16 protein-coding genes are annotated in these 20823 nt (G+C 70.0%); 15 read left to right on the forward strand and 1 reads right to left on the reverse strand.

Annotation, left to right across the window (positions count from 1 at the left end):
- Positions 1-283: 283 nt before the first annotated feature.
- The 11 genes from ABZO29_RS26910 (at position 284) to ABZO29_RS26960 (ending at position 15805) form a co-directional block, all read left to right on the forward strand.
- Positions 284-1561, forward strand: coding sequence for a hypothetical protein (locus tag ABZO29_RS26910; protein WP_367322749.1), 1278 nt, complete (start codon positions 284-286; stop codon positions 1559-1561).
- Positions 1561-3765 carry a bifunctional polysaccharide deacetylase/glycosyltransferase family 2 protein gene (locus ABZO29_RS26915; RefSeq protein WP_367322750.1) on the forward strand — a complete coding sequence of 735 codons (2205 nt, stop codon included), beginning with the start codon at positions 1561-1563 and terminating at the stop codon, positions 3763-3765. Before ABZO29_RS26910 ends, ABZO29_RS26915 begins: the two co-directional genes overlap by 1 nt.
- Positions 3762-4973 (forward strand): acyltransferase, encoded by a 1212-nt coding sequence (locus ABZO29_RS26920; RefSeq protein WP_367322751.1) that lies wholly within the window; start codon positions 3762-3764, stop codon positions 4971-4973. Before ABZO29_RS26915 ends, ABZO29_RS26920 begins: the two co-directional genes overlap by 4 nt.
- Before the next feature lie 478 nt (positions 4974-5451).
- The gene (locus ABZO29_RS26925) at positions 5452-6834 is read left to right on the forward strand and encodes a nitrate/nitrite transporter (RefSeq protein WP_367322752.1); all 1383 of its coding nucleotides are present in this window, start codon (positions 5452-5454) and stop codon (positions 6832-6834) included.
- A gap of 114 nt (positions 6835-6948) precedes the next feature.
- Positions 6949-8124 (forward strand): uroporphyrinogen-III synthase, encoded by a 1176-nt coding sequence (locus ABZO29_RS26930; RefSeq protein ID WP_367322753.1) that lies wholly within the window; start codon positions 6949-6951, stop codon positions 8122-8124.
- 412 nt (positions 8125-8536) lie between these two features.
- Positions 8537-9136, forward strand: a complete 600-nt coding sequence (locus ABZO29_RS26935) for an ABATE domain-containing protein (protein ID WP_367322754.1) — start codon at positions 8537-8539, stop codon at positions 9134-9136.
- A 329-nt stretch (positions 9137-9465) separates the two neighbouring features.
- A complete protein-coding gene (locus ABZO29_RS26940) occupies positions 9466-9987 on the forward strand; it encodes a sigma-70 family RNA polymerase sigma factor (RefSeq protein WP_010039908.1) in 522 nt (173 codons plus the stop codon).
- A 50-nt stretch (positions 9988-10037) separates the two neighbouring features.
- Positions 10038-10799: an anti-sigma factor gene (locus ABZO29_RS26945; protein ID WP_367322755.1), complete on the forward strand. Its 762-nt coding sequence runs from the start codon at positions 10038-10040 to the stop codon at positions 10797-10799.
- Positions 10800-10928: 129 nt separating this feature from the next.
- Positions 10929-13328: a UvrD-helicase domain-containing protein gene (locus ABZO29_RS26950; protein WP_367322756.1), complete on the forward strand. Its 2400-nt coding sequence runs from the start codon at positions 10929-10931 to the stop codon at positions 13326-13328.
- A gap of 312 nt (positions 13329-13640) precedes the next feature.
- Positions 13641-15065, forward strand: a complete 1425-nt coding sequence (locus ABZO29_RS26955) for an NAD-dependent malic enzyme (RefSeq protein WP_367322757.1) — start codon at positions 13641-13643, stop codon at positions 15063-15065.
- A gap of 458 nt (positions 15066-15523) precedes the next feature.
- Positions 15524-15805: an HU family DNA-binding protein gene (locus tag ABZO29_RS26960; protein ID WP_004000874.1), complete on the forward strand. Its 282-nt coding sequence runs from the start codon at positions 15524-15526 to the stop codon at positions 15803-15805.
- 247 nt (positions 15806-16052) lie between these two features.
- Here ABZO29_RS26960 and murA read toward each other — a convergent pair whose 3' ends face one another.
- A complete protein-coding gene (gene murA / locus ABZO29_RS26965; protein WP_367322758.1) occupies positions 16053-17393 on the reverse strand; it encodes a UDP-N-acetylglucosamine 1-carboxyvinyltransferase in 1341 nt (446 codons plus the stop codon).
- Positions 17394-17703: 310 nt separating this feature from the next.
- On the opposite strand from murA, the gene ABZO29_RS26970 reads away from it, so the two are divergent.
- The 4 genes from ABZO29_RS26970 to ABZO29_RS26985 all read left to right on the forward strand — a co-directional run bounded on the left by ABZO29_RS26970 (position 17704) and on the right by ABZO29_RS26985 (position 20590).
- On the forward strand, positions 17704-18276 hold the full coding sequence (locus ABZO29_RS26970; RefSeq protein ID WP_367322759.1) for a YqgE/AlgH family protein: 573 nt from the start codon (positions 17704-17706) through the stop codon (positions 18274-18276).
- A 29-nt stretch (positions 18277-18305) separates the two neighbouring features.
- Entirely contained in the window at positions 18306-18590 is a 285-nt protein-coding gene (locus ABZO29_RS26975) for a DUF3039 domain-containing protein (RefSeq protein ID WP_367322760.1), read from the forward strand.
- Between the two features lie 220 nt (positions 18591-18810).
- On the forward strand, positions 18811-18963 hold the full coding sequence (locus ABZO29_RS26980) for a hypothetical protein (protein ID WP_367326434.1): 153 nt from the start codon (positions 18811-18813) through the stop codon (positions 18961-18963).
- A 19-nt stretch (positions 18964-18982) separates the two neighbouring features.
- Positions 18983-20590, forward strand: coding sequence for a beta-N-acetylhexosaminidase (locus ABZO29_RS26985; protein ID WP_367326259.1), 1608 nt, complete (start codon positions 18983-18985; stop codon positions 20588-20590).
- The last annotated feature ends 233 nt before the right edge of the window (positions 20591-20823 follow it).

Genomic DNA, 20823 nt, shown 5'->3' on the forward strand with positions numbered 1-20823 from the left:
GCACCGGGGAAGGGCGGTTCGGGCGGCCCTTTCAGCGGGCGGATTTCAGCCATCGGCGTGGACATGACGAGTGCGCACAATTGGCACATCGCGACCACGCCTCCCTCACGTGCGATACATTCGACGGCCTGAGCACCGTGTGGTACTGGGGGCGCGCGGACCGGGTGGGGGCCCGGTTCGGCCGACGGGTGCTCGATGTCGCACGCGCACCCGGAACTGTCCCGTGGGGGGAAATGCGCAAGTGAAAAAGTGGCGGGAAGACGCCCAACCGGAATGGCCCGAGGTGGCATCCGCGACCCAGGGCTCACCGGTGACGGGGGGCAGCACTCAGGCGTTCGCGGAAACCGGACGACGTGAGGTCGTCGCCGACGCCCGATCCGCTCGGAGGGCCGGCGACGACGGAATACCGGCTCCTCGGGAGGCGGGCCACGACGGCCTGGGGGACGCCGCGCGGAGCGCCGCGAGCGACGTTCTGGCGAGGGCGGACGGCAACGACGTTCTGGCGAAGGCGGACGGCAACGGCATCCTCGCGAAGGCCGCCGGCAACGGCGTAGAAGCGAAGGCCGTGGGCAAGGACGTATGGGCGAAGGCCACCACCGACGACGTACGGCCGAAGTCCTTCGACAGTGACCTGAAGGCGTTCCGCCGCGACATATGGGCGAGGCCCGCGCCGGATCGTGACGAGCCGTCCGCCGCTGGCGGTGCGGCCGGGAGCGGTTCCGGAGCAGCGGCCACACCCGCAGCCGTACCCGCACCCGTACCCGCACCCGTACCCGTACCCGCACCCGTCCGCGACCCGTGGCAGGAGGACCCCGACGAGGTCGCGCACACGCACGACCCGCACGAGGTGACGGTCCAGCTCGACGCCGTGCAGTTCGGGGACCTGCGGCTGCAGCCGGTCGACGGTGGTGCTCCGGGCGACGGCCAGGACGGCTCGGACGGGCCGGTGTTCGTCGACGAGTCGGGCCGCCGCAGCCGTACCTTCCGCCGTATCGGCATCGCCATCGGGCTCGGCTGTGCGGCCTATGCCGTCGTCATCGTGGCCACGCTGCTGTCGGGCAACTCCAGCGCGCCCTGGCTCCCGGTCCCCGTACAGGACGACGGCAAGCCGGCCGGGCAGGTCGACACCTCCCCGCTGCCCACGCCGGGGGAGAGCTCGGCTCCTTCGGGCACCGCTCAGCCCGACCCTGCCGCCTCCGCCTCCGGCAGCGCGACCGTCCCGCCGGGCACGGGCCTGCTGCCCAGCGCCTCGGGCAGCGCCACCGGACCGAGCGCGTCCGCCGACCCGAAGCCCTCGAGCAAACCCTCCGCCGGGCCCAGTACGGGCACCAGCAGCGGCGCCCCGGAGCCGTCGAGCAGCTCGGTCCCCAACCCCTCGACCAGCCCATCCGCGTCGAGCGGCGGCGGATCGCCCGACCCGAGCTCCTCGCCATCCCCGGCCGGCGGCATCACCACCACCGTGGCCGAAGGACCGGCGGAGCCGAGCCCCGTCGCCTCCGCCGCCGGGGCGTCGGAGGTGCGCCCGGCCACTGCTTCCTCGTCCCCGGAGAACGTCCTCTGATGGCACCCCGCACCAGCCGTCACCCCGCACGCACACGCGCACAAGGCTCAACGGCCGTCCGCCGCCGCTGGTTCCCCCTGCGTTACCTCCTGTTCTTCCTCCTCCTGCTCGCGATGACGGCGATGCTGCTGCTGCGCGGCTACGTGCACAGCGAGATCCTCGCCGACTACCGCGTCCGGCCCGAGGGCTCCTCCGACAAGGTGCCCGAAAAGATCCTCGACGGCGGCCCGGTCATCGACACCCGTGGCGGCCGCCCCGCCAGCCTGGACCTCCCGGACCACCGCATCGTCCTCACCTTTGACGACGGCCCCGATCCGAAGTGGACGCCCGAGGTCCTCGACGTCCTGAAGAAGCACCACGCGCACGCCGTCTTCTTCATCACCGGCACCATGGCCTCCCGCTACCCGGACCTGGTGCGCCGCATGGTGGACGAGGGCCACGAGATCGGCCTGCACACCTTCAACCACCCGGATCTGTCCTACCAGTCCAAGAAGCGCATCGACTGGGAGCTGTCCCAGAACCAGCTGGCGCTCGCGGGCGCGGCCGGCATCCGCTCCTCCCTCTTCCGCCCGCCGTACTCCTCCACCGCATCCGCCCTGGACAACAGCTCCTGGCCGGTGACCGAGTACATCGGCAGCCGCGGCTACATCACCGTCGTCACGAGCGACGACAGCGAGGACTGGCGCAAGCCCGGTGTCGAGGCGATCATCCGCAACTCCACGCCGAAGGACGGCAAGGGCTCGATCGTCCTCATGCACGACTCCGGTGGCGACCGCCACCAGACCGTGCAGGCACTCGACCGGTACCTGCCCCAACTGCAGAAGCAGGGTTACGAGTTCCAGAACCTCACCGAGGCCCTGGACGCCCCGAGCGCGCACACGCCGGTCACCGGCCTCGAACTGGGCAAGGGCAAGGCCTGGGTCTTCCTGGTCGCGGCCTCCGACAACATCACCGCCGTCCTGGTCGTCGGTCTCGCGATCATCGGTGTCCTCGTCTTCGCCCGCTTCGGCCTGATGCTCCTGCTCTCCGCCGTCCACGTACGCAGAACCCGCCGCCAGGGCTTTCGGTGGGGACCGGACGCCCCGGTCACCGAACCGGTGTCGGTGCTGGTCCCGGCGTACAACGAGGCCAAGTGCATCGAGAACACGGTCCGTTCCCTGATGCGCAGCGAGCACCCCATCGAGGTCCTCGTGATCGACGACGGCTCCAGCGACGGCACCGCACGCATCGTCGAGGGCCTGGGCCTGCCGAACGTCCGTGTGATCAGGCAGCTCAACGCGGGCAAGCCCGCGGCGCTCAACCGCGGCCTGGCGAACGCCCGCCACGACCTCGTCGTGATGATGGACGGCGACACGGTCTTCGAGCCCGCCACGGTCCGCGAACTCGTCCAGCCGTTCGCCGACCCGCGCGTCGGCGCCGTGGCCGGCAACGCCAAGGTCGGCAACAAGGACACGCTCATCGGCGCCTGGCAGCACATCGAGTACGTGATGGGCTTCAACCTGGACCGCCGTATGTACGACGTGCTGCAGTGCATGCCGACGATCCCGGGCGCGGTGGGGGCGTTCAGGCGCTCCGCGCTGGAGCGGGTCGGCGGCATGAGCGACGACACGCTGGCGGAGGACACCGACATCACCATGGCCCTCCACCGCGACGGCTGGCGCGTGGTGTACGCGGAGAAGGCCCGCGCCTGGACGGAGGCCCCGGAGTCGGTCCAGCAGCTGTGGTCGCAGCGCTACCGCTGGTCGTACGGCACCATGCAGGCGATCTGGAAGCACCGCCGCGCGCTGGTGGAGAAGGGGCCGTCGGGCCGCTTCGGCAGAGTGGGCCTGCCGCTGGTGTCGCTGTTCATGGTCGTGGCCCCGCTCCTGGCCCCGCTGATCGACGTGTTCCTGGTCTACGGCCTGGTCTTCGGCCCGACCGGGAAGACGATCCTGGCCTGGTTCGGTGTGCTGGGGGTCCAGGCGATCTGCGCGGCGTACGCGTTCGCCCTCGACCGTGAACGTCTCACCCCCCTGGTCTCGCTGCCCCTGCAGCAGATCCTCTACCGCCAGCTCATGTACGTCGTCCTGCTCCAGTCCTGGATCACCGCCCTCACCGGCGGCCGCCTGCGCTGGCAGAAGCTGCGGCGCAAGGGCGGGGTGTCTGCGCCACCGAGCGCACCGGCGCAGCGGGGGCGGGTCATGGACGGGAGGGCGGTCCGATGAGCACGGAAGCACGGGATGCCACCGCACCCCCGCAGTCGCCCGCGGCCGAACCGCCCCGCCGGCCCCCGGCCCGCGACCGCTATTTCGACCTGCTGCGCGCGATCGCCCTGTTCCGCGTCGTCTTCTACCACCTGATGGGCTGGTCCTGGCTGCCGGTGGTGTTCCCCTCCATGGGCGTGATGTTCGCCCTGGCCGGCAACCTCATGGCCCGCTCCCTCGAACGCCCGGCCGTGCAGGTCGTCCGCAGCCGCATGCGCCGGCTGCTGCCCCCGCTGTGGCTGCTCGGCGCGATCGGTGTGACGGGCATGCTGCTGCAGGGCTGGGGGCCCGACTCCGAGGGGCACCCCGTCTGGTGGTGGCTCCATCTCACCTTCTGGATCCTGCCGCTCAGCGACCCGCCGTACGCGGAGGGCCTGTCCGGCATCCACGGAGTGATCGGCGAGGACTGGGCCGCGGAACTCGCGGGCCCGCTCTGGTACATCCGCGCCTATCTCTGGTACGTCCTGCTCTCCCCGTTCCTGCTGAAGGCCCTGCGCGCGCTCCCATGGCCGACGATCCTGTCCCCGATCGTCCTGTCGGCCGCCCTCACCTGGCAGTGGATCATGATCCCCAGCGCGCGGATCGACTCGGCCGTCACGGACTTCTCCACGTTCGGCGCCTGCTGGATCCTGGGCATGGCCCACCAGGAAGGCATCCTGCGACGCCTGCCCCGCTACCTCGTCCCGTCCGTGGCCCCCGTGATCGCCGCGCTGGGTCTGTGGTACGCGCTCACACACGGCTTCCGGGCAGGCCACGACCTCGACGACATCCCGTTCGGGCAGGCGCTGTGGTCCTTCGCGACGGTACTGCTGCTCCTGCACCTCAGCCCGTCCTGGACGCAGTGGCCACGCCTCCTGCACCCCTGGGACCGCCTGGTCACGCTCCTCAACTCCCGTGCGGTGACGATCTACCTGTGGCACAACGTGTGCATCCTGGTCGCCGCCACACTGTGGGACCGGCTGTGGGCCTTCGACGTGCTGGAACTGCACTTCTCCGGGCTGCTGGAGAGCTCGTGGCCGGTGCTGGTGGTGGCGTGGATCCTCATCTCCGCGTGCATCCTCTGCTTCGGCTGGGTCGAGGACCTGGCGGCGAAACGGAGACCGAGGCTGTGGCCGGACGGGTCGGAACGCGGGCGCAAGCAGGCTCGGGCGGGGGCGCATCGGGCCTGACCCGCTCGGTCCGTGCACGGTCCGCCGGCAGACTGCTTCTCTACGGCGGTGGCGGCACCGTCGCTCTCCCGGGTGGCGCCTGCCGCTGCCGCCTCCGTCAAGCCGACGGCGAGGCCGTGGCGGCAGGAGACCTCGGCCCCGCCCTCCACGCCGCCGGCAGCGACCGGCTGACCGGGCGGGGGGAAGCAGGTCAACGCCGTGCGGGGCGGTTCCTGGTTTTCGACCGGGCGCGGCTGCACCATCGGCTACCGTGGCGAGGGCCGCGACGGCAGCGGCGGGTTCGCCAACGTCGGCATCCGAGTCGTGGCGAAGGCCGCGTAGCCGGAAAACCTCTCACCCCGCCCCCGCGAAAGGTGAGAGCAACGTTCCCTTCCAGTCACCCACAGCCACAGCGCGGAAACGCGCCCTCCCTACCTTCGGGACTCATCACCGCTCATCACCCCGAACCACCCGAGCCCCGAAGCACCGTGGAGGCGTCATGACAGCCCCTAGTACAGCCCCCGCCCAGAGCAGGGGAGGCCGCTGGATCGAGCACTGGGATCCGGAGGACGAGACCTTCTGGAACCAGACCGGTGAGAAGATCGCCCGCCGCAACCTTCTCTTCTCTGTCCTCTCCGAGCACATCGGCTTCTCCATCTGGACCCTGTGGTCGGTGATGGTGCTGTTCATGGGACCGGAGTACGGGCTCACCCCGGCCGACAAGTTCTTCCTCGTCGCCATGGCGACCCTGGTCGGCTCGATCGTGCGCGTGCCGTACACCTTCGCCGTCGCCCGCTTCGGCGGCCGGAACTGGACGATCATCGCGGCGTCCGCACTGCTCATCCCGACCATCGCCGCGTACTTCGTGATGGAGCCGGGCACCTCGTACTCCACCTTCATGATCTGTGCGGTGCTCGCGGGCGTCGGCGGTGGCAACTTCGCCTCCTCCATGACCAACATCAACTCCTTCTTCCCGCTGCGGAAGAAGGGCTGGGCGCTCGGTCTCAACGCGGGCGGCGGCAACATCGGCGTGCCCGTCGTGCAGCTCATCGGCCTCGCCGTCATCGGAGCAAACGGCGGCCCGCGCCTGCTGCTCGGGATCTACATCCCCTTCATCCTCGTCTCCGCCGTCTGCGCCGCCCTCTTCATGGACAACATCTCGTCCGTGAAGAACGACACCGGCGCCGCCATGGAGGCCGTGAAGGACGCGCACACCTGGATCATGTCCTTCCTCTACATCGGCACCTTCGGTTCCTTCATCGGCTACAGCTTCGCCTTCGGCCTCGTCCTCCAGACGCAGTTCGGCCGTACGCCGCTCCAGGCGGCCTCGATCACCTTCATCGGCCCGTTGCTCGGCTCCCTGATCCGGCCCGTGGGCGGCTGGCTCGCCGACCGGTTCGGGGGCGCGAAGATCACCCTCTGGAACTTCGTCGGCATGGCCGCGGCCACCGGTGTGATCGTCCTGGCCTCCATGCAGAAGTCGCTGCCGCTGTTCACCACCGCGTTCATCGCGCTGTTCGTACTGACCGGCCTTGGCAACGGCTCGACGTACAAGATGATCCCCGGCATCTTCCAGGCGAAGGCCGCCGCCAAGGGGCTCACCGGTGAGGAGGCCGCCTCCTACGGGCGTCGTCTGTCCGGCGCCTCGATGGGTCTGATCGGTGCGGTGGGTGCGCTCGGCGGGCTCGGCATCAACCTCGCCTTCCGTCAGTCCTTCCTCTCCGTGGGCTCCGGCACCGGCGCCTTCGTCGCCTTCCTCGCCTTCTACGGCGTGTGCTTCGTCGTCACCTGGGCCGTATACCTTCGCCGCACCACCGCGCAGGTTCCGGCCGCCACCGCCACTTCGGAGGCGAAGCCGCAGCTCAGCTACGCCGAGGTGTGACGTAACACTGGCGCAATGAAGCCGAACCGAGCCTGTCACGCACCATTGACAGGCTCGATCGGCATGTAGGCGCACACACCTGATGCAGGTGCCACGACTCCCGGGACGAGAGTTATGTACGACGAACTGCCACAACCGGACCGGCGACCGGAACAGCGCCCGGAACACGGCCCCCTCGCGGGGTTCACCGTGGGTGTCACCGCCGCGCGGCGGGCCGACGAGCTCGGGGCTCTGCTGCAGCGGCGAGGAGCCGTCGTGCTGCATGCGCCTGCCCTGCGCATCGTGCCGCTCGCCGACGACGGCGAACTGCTCGCCGCGACCAAGGACCTCATCGACCAGGCGCCGGACGTCGTGGTGGCCACCACGGCCATCGGTTTCCGGGGCTGGGTCGAGGCCGCCGACGGCTGGGGGCTCGGCGAGCAGCTGCTCGACCGGCTGCGCGGGGTGGAGCTGCTCGCCCGCGGGCCCAAGGTCAAGGGCGCGATACGGGCCGCCGGACTGACCGAGGACTGGTCGCCGTCCAGCGAGTCCATGGCCGAAGTGCTCGACCGGCTTCTGGAGGAGGGCGTCGACGGAAGGCGCGTCGCCGTCCAGCTGCACGGCGAGCCGCTGCCGGGATTCGTGGAGGCGCTGCGCGCCGGGGGAGCGGAGGTCGTGGGGGTGCCGGTGTACCGGTGGATGCCGCCGGAGGACATCTCGCCCCTGGACCGGCTCCTCGACGCCACGGTTTCGCGCGGCCTCGACGCGGTCACCTTCACCAGTGCTCCGGCCGCCGCCTCTCTGCTGTCGCGTGCCGAGGAGCGCGGGCTGCTGTCCGAGCTGCTCGCCGCCCTCAACCACGACGTCGTGCCGGCGTGTGTCGGCCCGGTCACCGCGTTGCCGCTGCAGGCCCGGGGTGTCGACACGGTCCAGCCCGAGCGCTTCCGGCTCGGTCCCCTCGTACAGCTGCTGTGCCAGGAGCTGCCGGGGCGGGCGCGGTCGCTGCCGATCGCCGGGCACCGGGTGGAGATCCGGGGGCATGCGGTGCTGGTGGACGGGGATCTCAAGCCGGTGCCGCCGGCGGGGATGTCGCTGCTGCGGGCGCTGTCGCGGCGGCCGGGATGGGTGGTGGCCCGGGCCGACCTGCTGCGGGCGTTGCCGGGTGCCGGGCGCGACGAGCATGCCGTGGAGACGGCGATGGCTCGGTTGCGTACGGCTCTGGGGGCGCCGAAGTTGATCCAGACGGTGGTGAAGCGGGGGTACAGGCTGGCGTTGGATCCGGCGGCGGACGCGAAGTACGCGGACGCGTGAGCCAAATGTGATCAGGCCCCGGCGTCGGTGCTGGGGCCGGGCGGGTCGCGCAACCCGGCGCAGGCGGGGTGCCGCCCGCGCCCACGAGTGCGTGCGGCCTGCGAGCACCTATGACCGGGTGCCCGGCGTTGCGGCTGACGCGGGGTGGGCCGCGCAACTCGGCGCCCGCGGGGTGCCGCCCGCGCCCGCCCTCCCTCACTCTCGGCTTCGCTCGAGCGGGGGGACCGCCCACCGCCCCTGGGGGCACCTCCCACGCCCTTGAGGCAGTGGGGCGGCACGCATGCCCGCGGACCGACGACATGGTGCGGGCGGTACGAGGGGTTCCGGGCGCGTCGGCGGGCAGGCACTGTAGAGGGAACGTCGCATCTCACCGGTCCCTCCCCAGGGGCAACTTCTAGGCGGTGACAGGCACATGGCACTGGGTACGGCCACGGTCCCCTACGAGCTGCGGTTCGACGCGGGGCGGATCTCCCTGGATCTCCTGGCGACCACCCATCCCTTCGAACGGCTCGATTCGCTCTCGCGGTTGTGCGCCTGGATCACCGGATCGGGACTCGTCCCGGAGGGCACGTCACTCGGCCACGCGGACGCCTCCTGGCTCGTGGACTTTCGTGAACTGCGCGGATGCGTGGGCCAGTTGGTCCGTGGGCGCCTCGCGCCCGACGTGCGGGGAGTGGCGTACGACCTGGCGCTCGCCCGCGTCAACGAGATCGCGCGCACCGCGCCGCCCGCGCCTCGCGCGGTGCGCGGGGAGGACGGGGCGCTCGTACGGCGGCTGGACGGTCCGCCGGAGTGCGCCGCGCTGCTCGCCGCCGTCGCCCGGGACGTCGTGGAGCTGCTCACCGACCCGGTCGCGCGGGCGGGGCTGCGGCAGTGCGAAGGGGACAACTGCCCGATCGTGTACGTCGACACGTCCCGGGGACGCAGGAGGCGCTGGTGCTCCAGTGAGGTCTGCGGGAACCGGGAAAGGGTGGCCCGGCACCGGCGCCGGGCGGCCCTCGCCCGAGCCTAGGTGTCCGGTATGCGCCTTCTGTGAGGTGGGTGGCTAAACTGAAGCGAAGTGATTTCAATTACATCCCGTTTACCTTCCACGTGGCTCGGGCAGCTCGCGTGATCTTGCTGATGTGGGGGAAATGTAAAGATCGCGGGGTGGGAATGTGCACCCATGTCCCCCTCGTCACGTCACCCCGCAGAAAACTGTCACCTCACGTTGAACACGCCACCACACCTGTACGTACCCGGTGTTGAGCGACCGACTGGGGGAACCCCCGGACATCGGAGGTGGGCGTGCGCAAGGATTCCGTCGTGGCCAATGAACGTGGATCGAGGGCCCGACATCGCATGTCCCAGCCCTCGGAACCAGATGAGGAGCTGATGCGTGCCCTGTACAGGGAGCACGCCGGACCTCTCCTTGCGTACGTCCTTCGCCTGGTCGCGGGTGACCGCCAGAGAGCCGAGGACGTGGTGCAGGAAACACTCATCCGTGCCTGGAAGAACGCCGGCCAGCTCAATCGAGCGACCGGATCGGTACGCCCCTGGCTGGTGACGGTCGCGCGTCGCATCGTCATCGACGGCCACCGAAGCCGGCAGGCCCGGCCGCAGGAGGTCGACCCGTCGCCGCTGGAGGTCATCCCCGCGGAGGACGAGATCGACAAGGCGCTGTGGCTGATGACTCTGTCGGACGCGCTCGACGACCTGACCCCGGCCCACCGGGAGGTGCTCGTCGAGACGTACTTCAAGGGGCGTACCGTCAACGAGGCGGCGGAGACCCTGGGTATTCCGAGCGGAACCGTCCGTTCCAGGGTGTTCTACGCCCTGCGGTCGATGAAGCTGGCACTGGAGGAGCGGGGGGTGACGGCGTGATGAGTGTTTACGGGGGATTCGGAACAGGCGGTACGGGTATGTCTGGCCCCATGCAGGGATCTCCGGGCCCGAGCGAGCACGAGACCGTCGGCGCCTACGCGCTCGGTATCCTCGACGACGCCGAGGCGACCGCCTTCGAAGCACACCTCGCCACCTGCGAGTGGTGCGCCCAGCAGCTCGACGAGCTCGCCGGGATGGAGCCGATGCTCGCCGCGCTCGCGGACCTGCCGGGCGCCGGTACACCCGCGATCGGCGAGTCACTGTCGGTCAGGCCGAGCCCGCGCCTCGCGGACAAGCTGGTCGACGAGGTCGCCGAGCGGCGCGCCCAGAAGCGCCGCCGCAGCTTCTACATGGTGGCCGCCGCGGCCGCGCTGATCATCGGCGGCCCGCTCGTCGCCGTGACGGTGACCGGTGGCGACTCCGGCGGCGGCACCGAGGCGGCGCCCGCGAGCCCGGCCAAGACCCTCTTCGGCACCATGAGCGACAAGGTCACGGCAACCGACCCGTCGACCGACGTCACGGCGACCGTCGCCATGGCGAAGAAGGACTGGGGCACCTCGGCGGTCCTGGAGCTCAAGAACGTCAAGGGCCCGGAGAAGTGCTCGCTCATCGCCGTCGGCAAGAACGGCGAGCGCGAGACGATCTCGTCCTGGTCCGTACCGAACTGGGGCTACGGTCTGCCGAACGCGAAGACGGACGAGGCCAAGAACCCGCTGTACATCGGCGGTGGAGCGGCCTTCACCCCGAACGAGATCGACCACTTCGAGGTCATGACCTTCGACGGGAAGAAGCTCGTCCAGGTCGACGCGTAGGACGCACGGCCAACAACGCACGACGCACGAGCGGACCTGCCCGGCAAGATCGCCCGGGCAGGTCCGTAGCCTCTGTGGCCCCCCTTCGCGTACGGTTGACGGCTGCCCAGCACGTCAGAAGGGGGCCCGGTGGCCGCTCAGGCTCAGCAGGAGACCGCGCTCGACTCCGCACACGACTCCGTACGGGACCGAGAGATCAGCGCCGAACAGGAACACCTGGACCAGGTGTACCGACGCCTCGAGGAGAAGATCCACGAGGCGGAGTTCCTGATGAAGGACGCGGCCCAGCGCGGGCAGGTCGGCACGCCCGGCGCACTCGCCGAACGGGACGCACAGGTCTTCCGGGCGGGCATCCACCTCAACCGACTCAACAACGAGTTCGAGGACTTCCTCTTCGGCCGTATCGACCTGCTGCTCGGCAAGGACGGCAAGAAGGGGCCCGACGGCGCCTACACCGCAGTCGAGCCGGCGGAAGGGGCCGTACGCGCCGACAACACCGCCGACATCGCCGAGACCCTGCACATCGGCCGCATCGGCGTGCTCGACCAGGACTACGCCCCGCTGGTGATCGACTGGCGGGCCCCGGCGGCCGCTCCCTTCTACCGGTCCACCCCGGTGGATCCGGGGCGGGTCGTACGGCGGCGGGTCATCCGTTCCAAGGGCCGCCGGGTGCTGGGCGTCGAGGACGACCTGATGCGGCCCGAGCTGAAGGCCTTCCTCGACGGGCACGAGCTGCCGGTCATCGGCGACGGCGCCCTCATGGCCGCCCTCGGCCAGGCCCGCGGCCACACCATGCGGGACATCGTCGCCTCCATCCAGGCCGAGCAGGACCTGGTCATCCGCGCCCCCGCCGCCTCCGTGACCTACGTCGAGGGCGGCCCGGGCACCGGGAAGACGGCCGTCGCCCTGCACCGGGCGGCATACCTCCTCTACCAGGACCGGCGCCGGTACGCGGGCGGCATCCTGATCGTCTCGCCGACCCCTCTGCTCGTGGCGTACACCGAGGGCGTCCTGCCGTCCCTCGGCGAGGAGGGCCAGGTCGCCATCCGCGCGATCGGCTCGCTCGTCGACGGCGCCACGGCCACGCTGTACGACTCCCCGTCCGTGGCCCGCGCCAAGGGCTCGTACCGAATGCTCAGGGTCCTGCGGAAGGCGGCCCGCGGCGCGCTGGAGCTGGGACCGGGCGGCGGCGGTGCCGCGCGTCCCGCAGCGCCCGGTCAGCTCGCCCTCGGCGACGACGACACGATGGCCCCCGCGGGCCCGCCCACCCGGCTCCGCGTGGTCGCCTTCGGGCGCCGGCTCGAACTGGAGGCGGACGACCTGGACCGCATCCGCCGCACCGCCCTCGGCGGTACCGCGCCGGTCAACCTCCTGCGCCCCCGCGCCCGCAAGCTGCTGCTGGACGCCCTCTGGGAGCAGTCCGGTGCCGCCACCCGCCACACCGACCCCGAACTCGGCGCCGAACTGCGGTCGTCGTTCGACGAGGACGTGACGGACGAGGACTCCTTCATCGCCTTCCTCGACGCCTGGTGGCCGGAGCTGACCCCGAAGGCCGTTCTCGCCGCCATGGCGGACGAACGGCGGCTGGGCCGCTGGGCCCGGCGGATCCTGAACCCCGGCGAGATCCGCAGGGTCGCCCGCTCCCTCAGGCGCGACGGCCACTCCGTCCACGACATCGCGATGCTCGACGAGCTCCAGGCCGTCCTCGGCACCCCGGCCCGCCCGAAGAAGCGGCGCGAGCTGGATCCGCTCGACCAGCTCACCGGGCTCGAGGAGCTCATGCCCGTACGCGAGGAGTCGCAGCGCGAGCGGGCCGAGCGGCTGGCACAGGAGCGCACCGAGTACGCGCACGTCATCGTCGACGAGGCCCAGGACCTCACGCCCATGCAGTGGCGCATGGTCGGCCGCCGGGGCCGGCACGCCACCTGGACGATCGTCGGCGACCCGGCCCAGTCCTCCTGGTCCGACCCCGACGAGGCCGCCGAGGCCCGCGACGAGGCCCTGGGCACCCGCCCGCGCCGCCGCTTCCAGCTGACCGTGAACTACCGCAACCCGGCCGAGATCGCCGAACTGGCGGCGAAGGTGCTGGCGCTCGCGATGCCGGGTGCCGAGTCGCCCTCGGCCGTGCGCTCCACCGGAGTCGAACCGCGTTTCGTGACAACGAACAACGGACACAGCAGCGGCGTACGCGAATCGCTCGCCCGTACGGTCCGCGAGGAGGCCGCACGGCTGCTGGACCGGGTCGACGGCACGGTCGGCGTCGTCGTCGCCATGAACCGGCGCGAGGAGGCCGCCCGCTGGCTGGCCGGGCTCGGCGACCGCGTGGTGGCGCTCGGCAGCCTGGAGGCGAAGGGCCTGGAGTACGACGCGACGGTCGTCGTGTCCCCGGCGGAGATCGCGGACGAGTCGCCGGCGGGGCTGCGGGTGCTGTACGTGGCGCTGACCCGGGCCACCCGGCAGCTGACGATCGTGTCCGCCGAGCGGGACGACCCGGACCCGAACGGCGTGCCGGACCTGCTCAGGGACTGATCGCGGATTGATCCACATGAACTCTCGGTACGGGAATGGGCTTACGGGATCCGTTTGTTAGCCTGGGTGTGACACCGGCCCGATCCAAGCCCCCGGGCCCAACCTTCGTCGCTACGAGCGACCACTTGCCGCGAGGCGAGCATGGCGGGTCGGTGTCACTGAACGTTCGAGAGGCCCGCGTCACTGTGACGTGGGCCTCTTTCGTCGGAGAACAAAAAGTTCGCAATTCAACCCGGCTAACGCCTACTCGGCGGTAGGTGCGACGATCGGACGGCATCCAGCGTCACACGGTGAAAGCAGAGGAAGTCGGCCATGGCAACGGCGCCCAGCGTCTCCTACTCGATGACGGTTCGCCTGGAGGTGCCCGCGAGCGGAACCGCGGTCTCCCAGCTCACCACGGCCGTCGAGTCCCACGGAGGCTCGGTGACCGGCCTCGACGTCACCGCGTCCGGTCACGAGAAGCTCCGTATCGACGTCACCATCGCGGCCACCTCCACCGCGCACGCCGACGAGATCGTCGAGCAGCTGCGCCAGATCGAGGGCGTGACGCTCGGCAAGGTCTCCGACCGTACGTTCCTGATGCACCTCGGCGGCAAGATCGAGATGGCGTCGAAGCACCCCATCCGCAACCGTGACGACCTGTCCATGGTCTACACGCCGGGTGTGGCCCGCGTCTGCATGGCGATCGCCGAGAACCCCGAGGACGCCCGCCGCCTCACCATCAAGCGCAATTCGGTTGCGGTCGTGACGGACGGCTCCGCGGTGCTGGGCCTCGGCAACATCGGCCCGAAGGCCGCACTGCCGGTCATGGAGGGCAAGGCGGCCCTCTTCAAGCGCTTCGCCGGCATCGACGCCTGGCCGATCTGCCTCGACACGCAGGACACCGACGCCATCGTCGAGATCGTCAAGGCCATAGCTCCCGGGTTCGCCGGCATCAACCTCGAGGACATCTCCGCCCCGCGCTGCTTCGAGATCGAGGCGCGGCTGCGCGAGGCCCTCGACATCCCCGTCTTCCACGACGACCAGCACGGCACGGCGATCGTCGTCCTCGCCGCCCTCACAAACGCACTTCGCGTCGTGAACAAGGGAATTGGGGACGTGCGCGTGGTCATGTCCGGCGCCGGCGCGGCCGGTACGGCCATCCTCAAGCTGCTGCTCGCCGCGGGTGTCAAGAACGCGGTCGTCGCCGACATCCACGGCGTCGTGCACGCCGGCCGTGAGGACCTGGTGGACGCCGCGGCCGACTCGCCGCTGCGCTGGATCGCCGACAACACCAACCCCGAGGGGCTGACGGGCACCCTGAAGGAGGCCGTGCGCGGCGCCGACGTCTTCATCGGCGTCTCCGCTCCCAACGTGCTCGACGGCGTCGACGTGGCCGCCATGGCCGAAGGAGCGATCGTGTTCGCGCTCGCGAACCCGGACCCCGAGGTGGACCCGGCAATCGCCCGCCAGACGGCCGCAGTTGTGGCCACGGGACGCTCCGACTTCCCGAACCAGATCAACAACGTCCTGGTGTTCCCGGGCGTCTTCCGCGGCCTGCTGGACGCGCAGTCCCGCACGGTCAACACGGACATGATGCTGGCGGCCGCGAAGGCGCTGGCGGACGTGGTGACCGAGGACGAGCTGAACCCGAACTACATCATCCCGAGCGTCTTCAACGACAAGGTCGCGGGCGCGGTGGCCGGGGCGGTGCGGGAGGCCGCGAAGGCGGCGACGAACAACGCGTCCGGCATCTGAGCCGGGGGCGGTCGCGGTGGCCGGCCCCCGTCCCGCCGGGTGGGGGCTGCACCTTTCGGCGCCGGTCGGCCATAATCAGCCTGTCCGGAGTTTGAGTACGAGGCCCTTACGGGCCGAAGCGGGGGCTGTGGGCGAAAGCCCCCAGACGTGACGATCGCCACGCTGCCTGGAAACCGGCGCGTCGCAAAACATGTCTCACCGGCGGAGCCCTATCGTGTCGGCCAGGCTCAGCCTCTTTTCGTGTGACTCCCAAGGGTGTTCTCACGACTCCTGCGGGTGCCGGATTGGCTTTCCCGCCGCAGGTAGGGGCAGGATGCGTCCCTGGGCGCGAGGGTCCGGCGACGGACCCGGGTCCCTGGACTGTCCGAGGACCCTGGCAGCATCGACTTCGCTGTGCCCAGTGTGCGGCTCCGCCGCGGGGCACGCCTCAACGGCAAGAAGAACACGGGAGTAACAACATGAACCGCAGTGAGCTGGTGGCCGCGCTGGCCGACCGCGCCGAGGTGACCCGCAAGGACGCCGACGCCGTCCTGGCCGCGTTCGCCGAGGTCGTCGGTGACATCGTCTCCAAGGGCGACGAGAAGGTCACCATCCCCGGCTTCCTGACCTTCGAGCGCACCCACCGTGCCGCTCGCACCGCGCGCAACCCGCAGACCGGTGACCCCATCCAGATCCCGGCCGGCTACAGCGTGAAGGTCTCCGCGGGCTCCAAGCTCAAGGAAGCCGCGAAGGGCAAGTGACCTTGCCGTCCGTGCGCCACATGACGGCGTACGGCTCGTAGCAACAACGCCAATGGGGCGGCTCCCGGATCCGGGAGCCGCCCCATCGCGGTCATGTCGACGCGGCGCTCAGCCGAGGGCCTTGCCCGGCGGTTCGACCTCGGCGCCCGGCTCGGTCAGCTTGTGCGTGCTGTGTTTGTCCGGGGGATGCCCCTCGGATCCCCCGGCCGAGGCCGGTGCTGCCCCGGGCGTGGTGGTGAGGTGGGGGTCAGCCGAGGGCCTTGCCCGGCAGTTCGACCTTCGCGCCCAGCTCGACCAGCTTCTCCATGAAGTTCTCGTAGCCCCGGTTGATGAGGTCGATGCCGTGGACGCGGGACGTCCCCTGGGCCGCCAGGGCGGCGATGAGGTATGAGAAGCCGCCGCGGAGGTCCGGGATGACCAGGTCGGCGCCCTGGAGCTTCGTGGGGCCGGACACGACGGCCGAGTGGAGGAAGTTGCGCTGGCCGAAGCGGCAGTCCGAGCCGCCCAGGCACTCGCGGTACAGCTGGATGTGAGCGCCCATCTGGTTCAGCGCGGAGGTGAAGCCGAGCCGTGACTCGTACACCGTCTCGTGGATGATGGACAGGCCCGTCGCCTGTGTGAGGGCGACCACCAGCGGCTGCTGCCAGTCCGTCTGGAAGCCGGGGTGCACGTCCGTTTCGAGGGCGATCGACTTCAACTGGCCGCCCGGGTGCCAGAAGCGGATGCCCTCGTCGTCGATCTCGAACGCGCCACCCACCTTCCGGTAGGTGTTCAGGAACGTCATCATCGAGCGCTGCTGGGCGCCGCGCACGAAGATGTTGCCCTCGGTCGCCAGCGCCGCGGACGCCCAGGAGGCGGCCTCCAGACGGTCCGGGAGGGCGCGGTGGTTGTAGCCGCCGAGCTTGTCCACACCGGTGATGCGGATGGTGCGGTCGGTGTCCATCGCGATGATGGCGCCCATCTTCTGCAGGACGCAGATCAGGTCCTCGATCTCCGGCTCCACGGCCGCGTTCGAGAGTTCCGTGACGCCCTCGGCGAGGACGGCGGTGAGCAGCACCTGCTCGGTCGCGCCGACGGACGGGTAGGGCAGGCGGATCTTCGTACCGCGCAGGCCCTTGGGCGCCTCCAGGTACTGGCCGTCGGCCCGCTTCTCGATGGACGCGCCGAACTGCCGCAGCACCTCGAAGTGGAAGTCGATCGGCCGGCCGCCTATGTCGCAGCCGCCGAGCCCCGGGATGAACGCGTGACCCAGACGGTGCAGCAGCGGACCGCAGAACAGGATCGGGATTCGGCTCGAACCCGCGTGCGCGTCGATGTCGGCGACGTTCGCGCTCTCCACGTTCGTCGGGTCCATCACCAGCTCGCCCGGCTCCTCACCCGGACGGACCGTCACCCCGTGCAGTTGCAGCAGTCCGCGTACGACGCGCACGTCGCGGATGTCAGGAACGTTGCGCAGCCGACTCGGTGCACCGCCCAGCAGGGCGGCCACCATGGCCTTCGGTACGAGGTTCTTCGCACCGCGGACACGGATCTCGCCCTCCAGCGGGGTTCCGCCGTGGACAAGCAGGACATCGTCGTTGACGGTCATGAATCTCGCGTTCCGTGGAGGTGGGCAGGGGCCAGAAGGCAAAGGGTAGTCGCCGCCCACCCCCCTTCTGTAAGCCCGAGGACCGCTCAGGCCTGTCATAGCTGTGTCACAACACGAACCGTTTCCCGCCGGGCACAAGCGGTCACTGCCGCCTTCGTGCGCGTGGCGACGCACCTATACGCCCGCCCGTCTCCCACCACCACCCTCAAATGAGGCCCTGACGGGCCGCTTCTTCTGATTCATGGCTGCGTTCACCCTCGTCGCCGCATTGCCTCCCCACACCACGCCAAGATGCGGGATCATTTCTGCCATGACCGAGGTGTCCTCGCTCACAGGGCGGCTGCTCGTGGCAACGCCCGCCCTGGCGGACCCGAACTTCGACCGTGCGGTGGTGCTCCTTCTCGACCACGACGAGGAGGGCTCGCTCGGCGTCGTCCTCAACCGTCCGACTCCGGTGGACGTGGGCGACATCCTGGAGGGCTGGGCGGATCTCGCCGGCGAGCCCGGCGTCGTCTTCCAGGGCGGTCCGGTGTCCCTGGACTCGGCCCTCGGGGTGGCTGTCATCCCCGGCGGAGCGGCCGCCGAACGCGCCCCGCTGGGCTGGCGCCGGGTGCACGGCGCGATCGGCCTGGTCGACCTGGAGGCCCCGCCGGAGCTGCTGGCCTCCGCCCTCGGCTCGCTCCGCATCTTCGCCGGGTACGCCGGATGGGGCCCCGGCCAGCTGGAGGACGAGCTGGTCGAGGGCGCCTGGTACGTAGTCGAGTCCGAGCCCGGTGACGTCTCCTCGCCGTCGCCGGAGACACTGTGGCGCGAGGTCCTGCGCCGCCAGCGCAACGAGCTGGCGATGGTGGCGACGTATCCGGACGACCCTTCGCTCAACTGATACGTGTGAGCTTCAGTACCCTTGGCGACATGAGCACTCTCGAGCCCGAGCGCGGGACTGGTACGGGGACCCTCGTCGAGCCGACGCCGCAGGTGTCCCACGGTGACGGCGACCACGAGCGCTTCGCCCACTACGTCCAGAAGGACAAGATCATGGCGAGCGCCCTCGACGGCACCCCCGTCGTGGCGCTCTGCGGCAAGGTCTGGGTGCCGGGCCGCGACCCGAAGAAGTACCCCGTGTGTCCCATGTGCAAGGAGATCTACGACTCCATGGGCGCCGGTGGCGGCGACGGCAAGGGCGACGGCAAGAAGTAACCCGCTCACAGTCCGGCCTTCGAAGGCCTCCGGGGTGCGTTTGGCGTGCCCTGGAGGCCTTCGCCGTGTCACGAAGTGGTCGAGACCTCTTGTCGGCATGTTCATGTGGCCCATAGCCTTCGGAATGTTGTGCAACGCGAAACGGTCATTGCGTATGTTGCAACGGCCTTCACGCGGAGCGAGTGCAGATCGTCTTCGGTGTCAACGTGCAGCCATTCGCATGTGGCGGCCGGAGGCGCTGGAGGAGGCCGCCCACATCGACGGGAGCGTGTTTTCCTTCATTTCCGCCTGGAACGACTTCCTCTTCGCCAAGTCGTGCGTCATCAGCGACACTTCGCTGGTCTCGGGACGGGACGGAGCGGTAAAGGACTGACGTGACTGAACTGATTCCGATGCCCCGCAGCGTCGTCGCCAGTTCCGGCGAGGTGCCGCTGACGGCTTCCTCCCAGCTCTACGCCGGCACCGGGACGGAGGGCGTCGGGCACTGGCTGCGTACCGTCCTCTGGCAGGCCACCGGCCTGCCGCTGCGTGAGGGGCGGGAGCTCGACGACACCGAGGGCGACGGCATCGGGCTCCGGCTCGACTCCGAGCTCGGTCCCGAGGAGTACCGCCTGGTCAGCGACCGGAGCGGCGTCCTGATCGAGGGAGGCGGCGCGGCCGGCGTCTTCTGGGGCGCCCAGACGCTCCGTCAGCTCCTCGACCCCGACGCGTACCGCAGGGCCCCGCTCAGCCGCGACCGCGCCTGGGCCGTGCCGCATGTGACGATCGAAGACGCGCCCCGCTTCCGCTGGCGCGGCCTCATGCTCGACGTCGCCCGGCACTTCATGCCCAAGGAAGGCGTCCTGCGTTACCTGGACCTCATGGCCGCGCACAAGCTCAACGTCTTCCACTTCCATCTGACGGACGATCAGGGCTGGCGAATCGAGATCAAGAGGTACCCCCGGCTGACCGAGGTCGGCTCCTGGCGCGCACGTACGAAATTCGGTCATCGTGCCTCGCCGCTGTGGGAGGAGAAGCCGCACGGTGGCTTCTACACCCAGGACGACATCCGGGAGATCGTCGCGTACGCCGCCGAGCGGCATATCGCCGTCGTCCCCGAAATCGACGTACCCGGCCACTCGCAGGCCGCCATCGCCGCGTACCCGGAACTCGGCAACACCGACGTCATTGACACCAAGGCCCTTTCTGTCTGGGACAACTGGGGGATCTCTCCGAACGTACTCGCCCCCACTGACAACACCCTCCGCTTCTACGAGGGCGTGTTCGAGGAACTCCTCGAGCTATTCCCATGGGAGTTCGTCCACGTCGGCGGTGACGAATGTCTCAAGGACCAGTGGCGGCATTCGCCCGCCGCACAGGCGCGCATCAAGGAACTCGGGCTCGCGGACGAGGACGAACTGCAGTCGTGGTTCATCGGCCACTTCGACAAGTGGCTTTCCGTGCGCGGGCGCAGACTCATCGGCTGGGACGAGATCCTGGAGGGCGGCCTCGCGCAGGGCGCGGCCGTGTCGTCGTGGCGCGGATACGCGGGCGGGATCGCCGCCGCGCGGGCCGGCCACGACGTCGTCATGTGCCCCGAACAGCAGGTGTACCTGGACCACCGGCAGGACGCGGGTGCGGACGAGCCGGTCCCCATCGGCTACGTCCGCACCCTTGAGGACGTGTATCGCTTCGACCCCGTTCCACCGGAGCTGACTTCCGAGGAGACCGGACATGTGCTCGGCACCCAGGCCAACCTGTGGACCGAGGTGATGGAGGACCACGCACGCGTGGACTACCAGGCGTTTCCCCGGCTCGCGGCATTCGCGGAGGTGGCGTGGAGTTCTCTGCCCGCCCCGCGGGAAAGGGACTTCGCCGAATTCGAGCGGCGGATGGCCGCCCATTACCGGCGACTTGACGCCCTGGGAGTCTCCTACCGGCCGCCGGGCGGCCCCCTGCCGTGGCAGAAGCGTCCCGGAGTGCTCGGCCGCCCGATCGACGGGCCGCCCCCGGCCCGGTAACCGCCCCGAACAAGTATGGGAAAAACTCCGGCAGGGTCACCGAAGAGTGGCAATTCGAGCGCACCGGCGATGCCGTATGAAAACGGACGATCTCCTCGGTGATGTGGGCGAATGCCTCCTAGCGGACCCCCGCGTTCGGGTCTTGCGAAGATGTGCCAGAGTTGCCACGTCCGCCCTGTCAGCACGTACCGTACGGCAACACAGGTGGGACCAGGTGGGGCAGCGGGAAGGGG

It is taken from the genome of Streptomyces sp. HUAS ZL42, from assembly GCF_040782645.1.
In the GTDB taxonomy this organism is placed as follows: domain Bacteria; phylum Actinomycetota; class Actinomycetes; order Streptomycetales; family Streptomycetaceae; genus Streptomyces.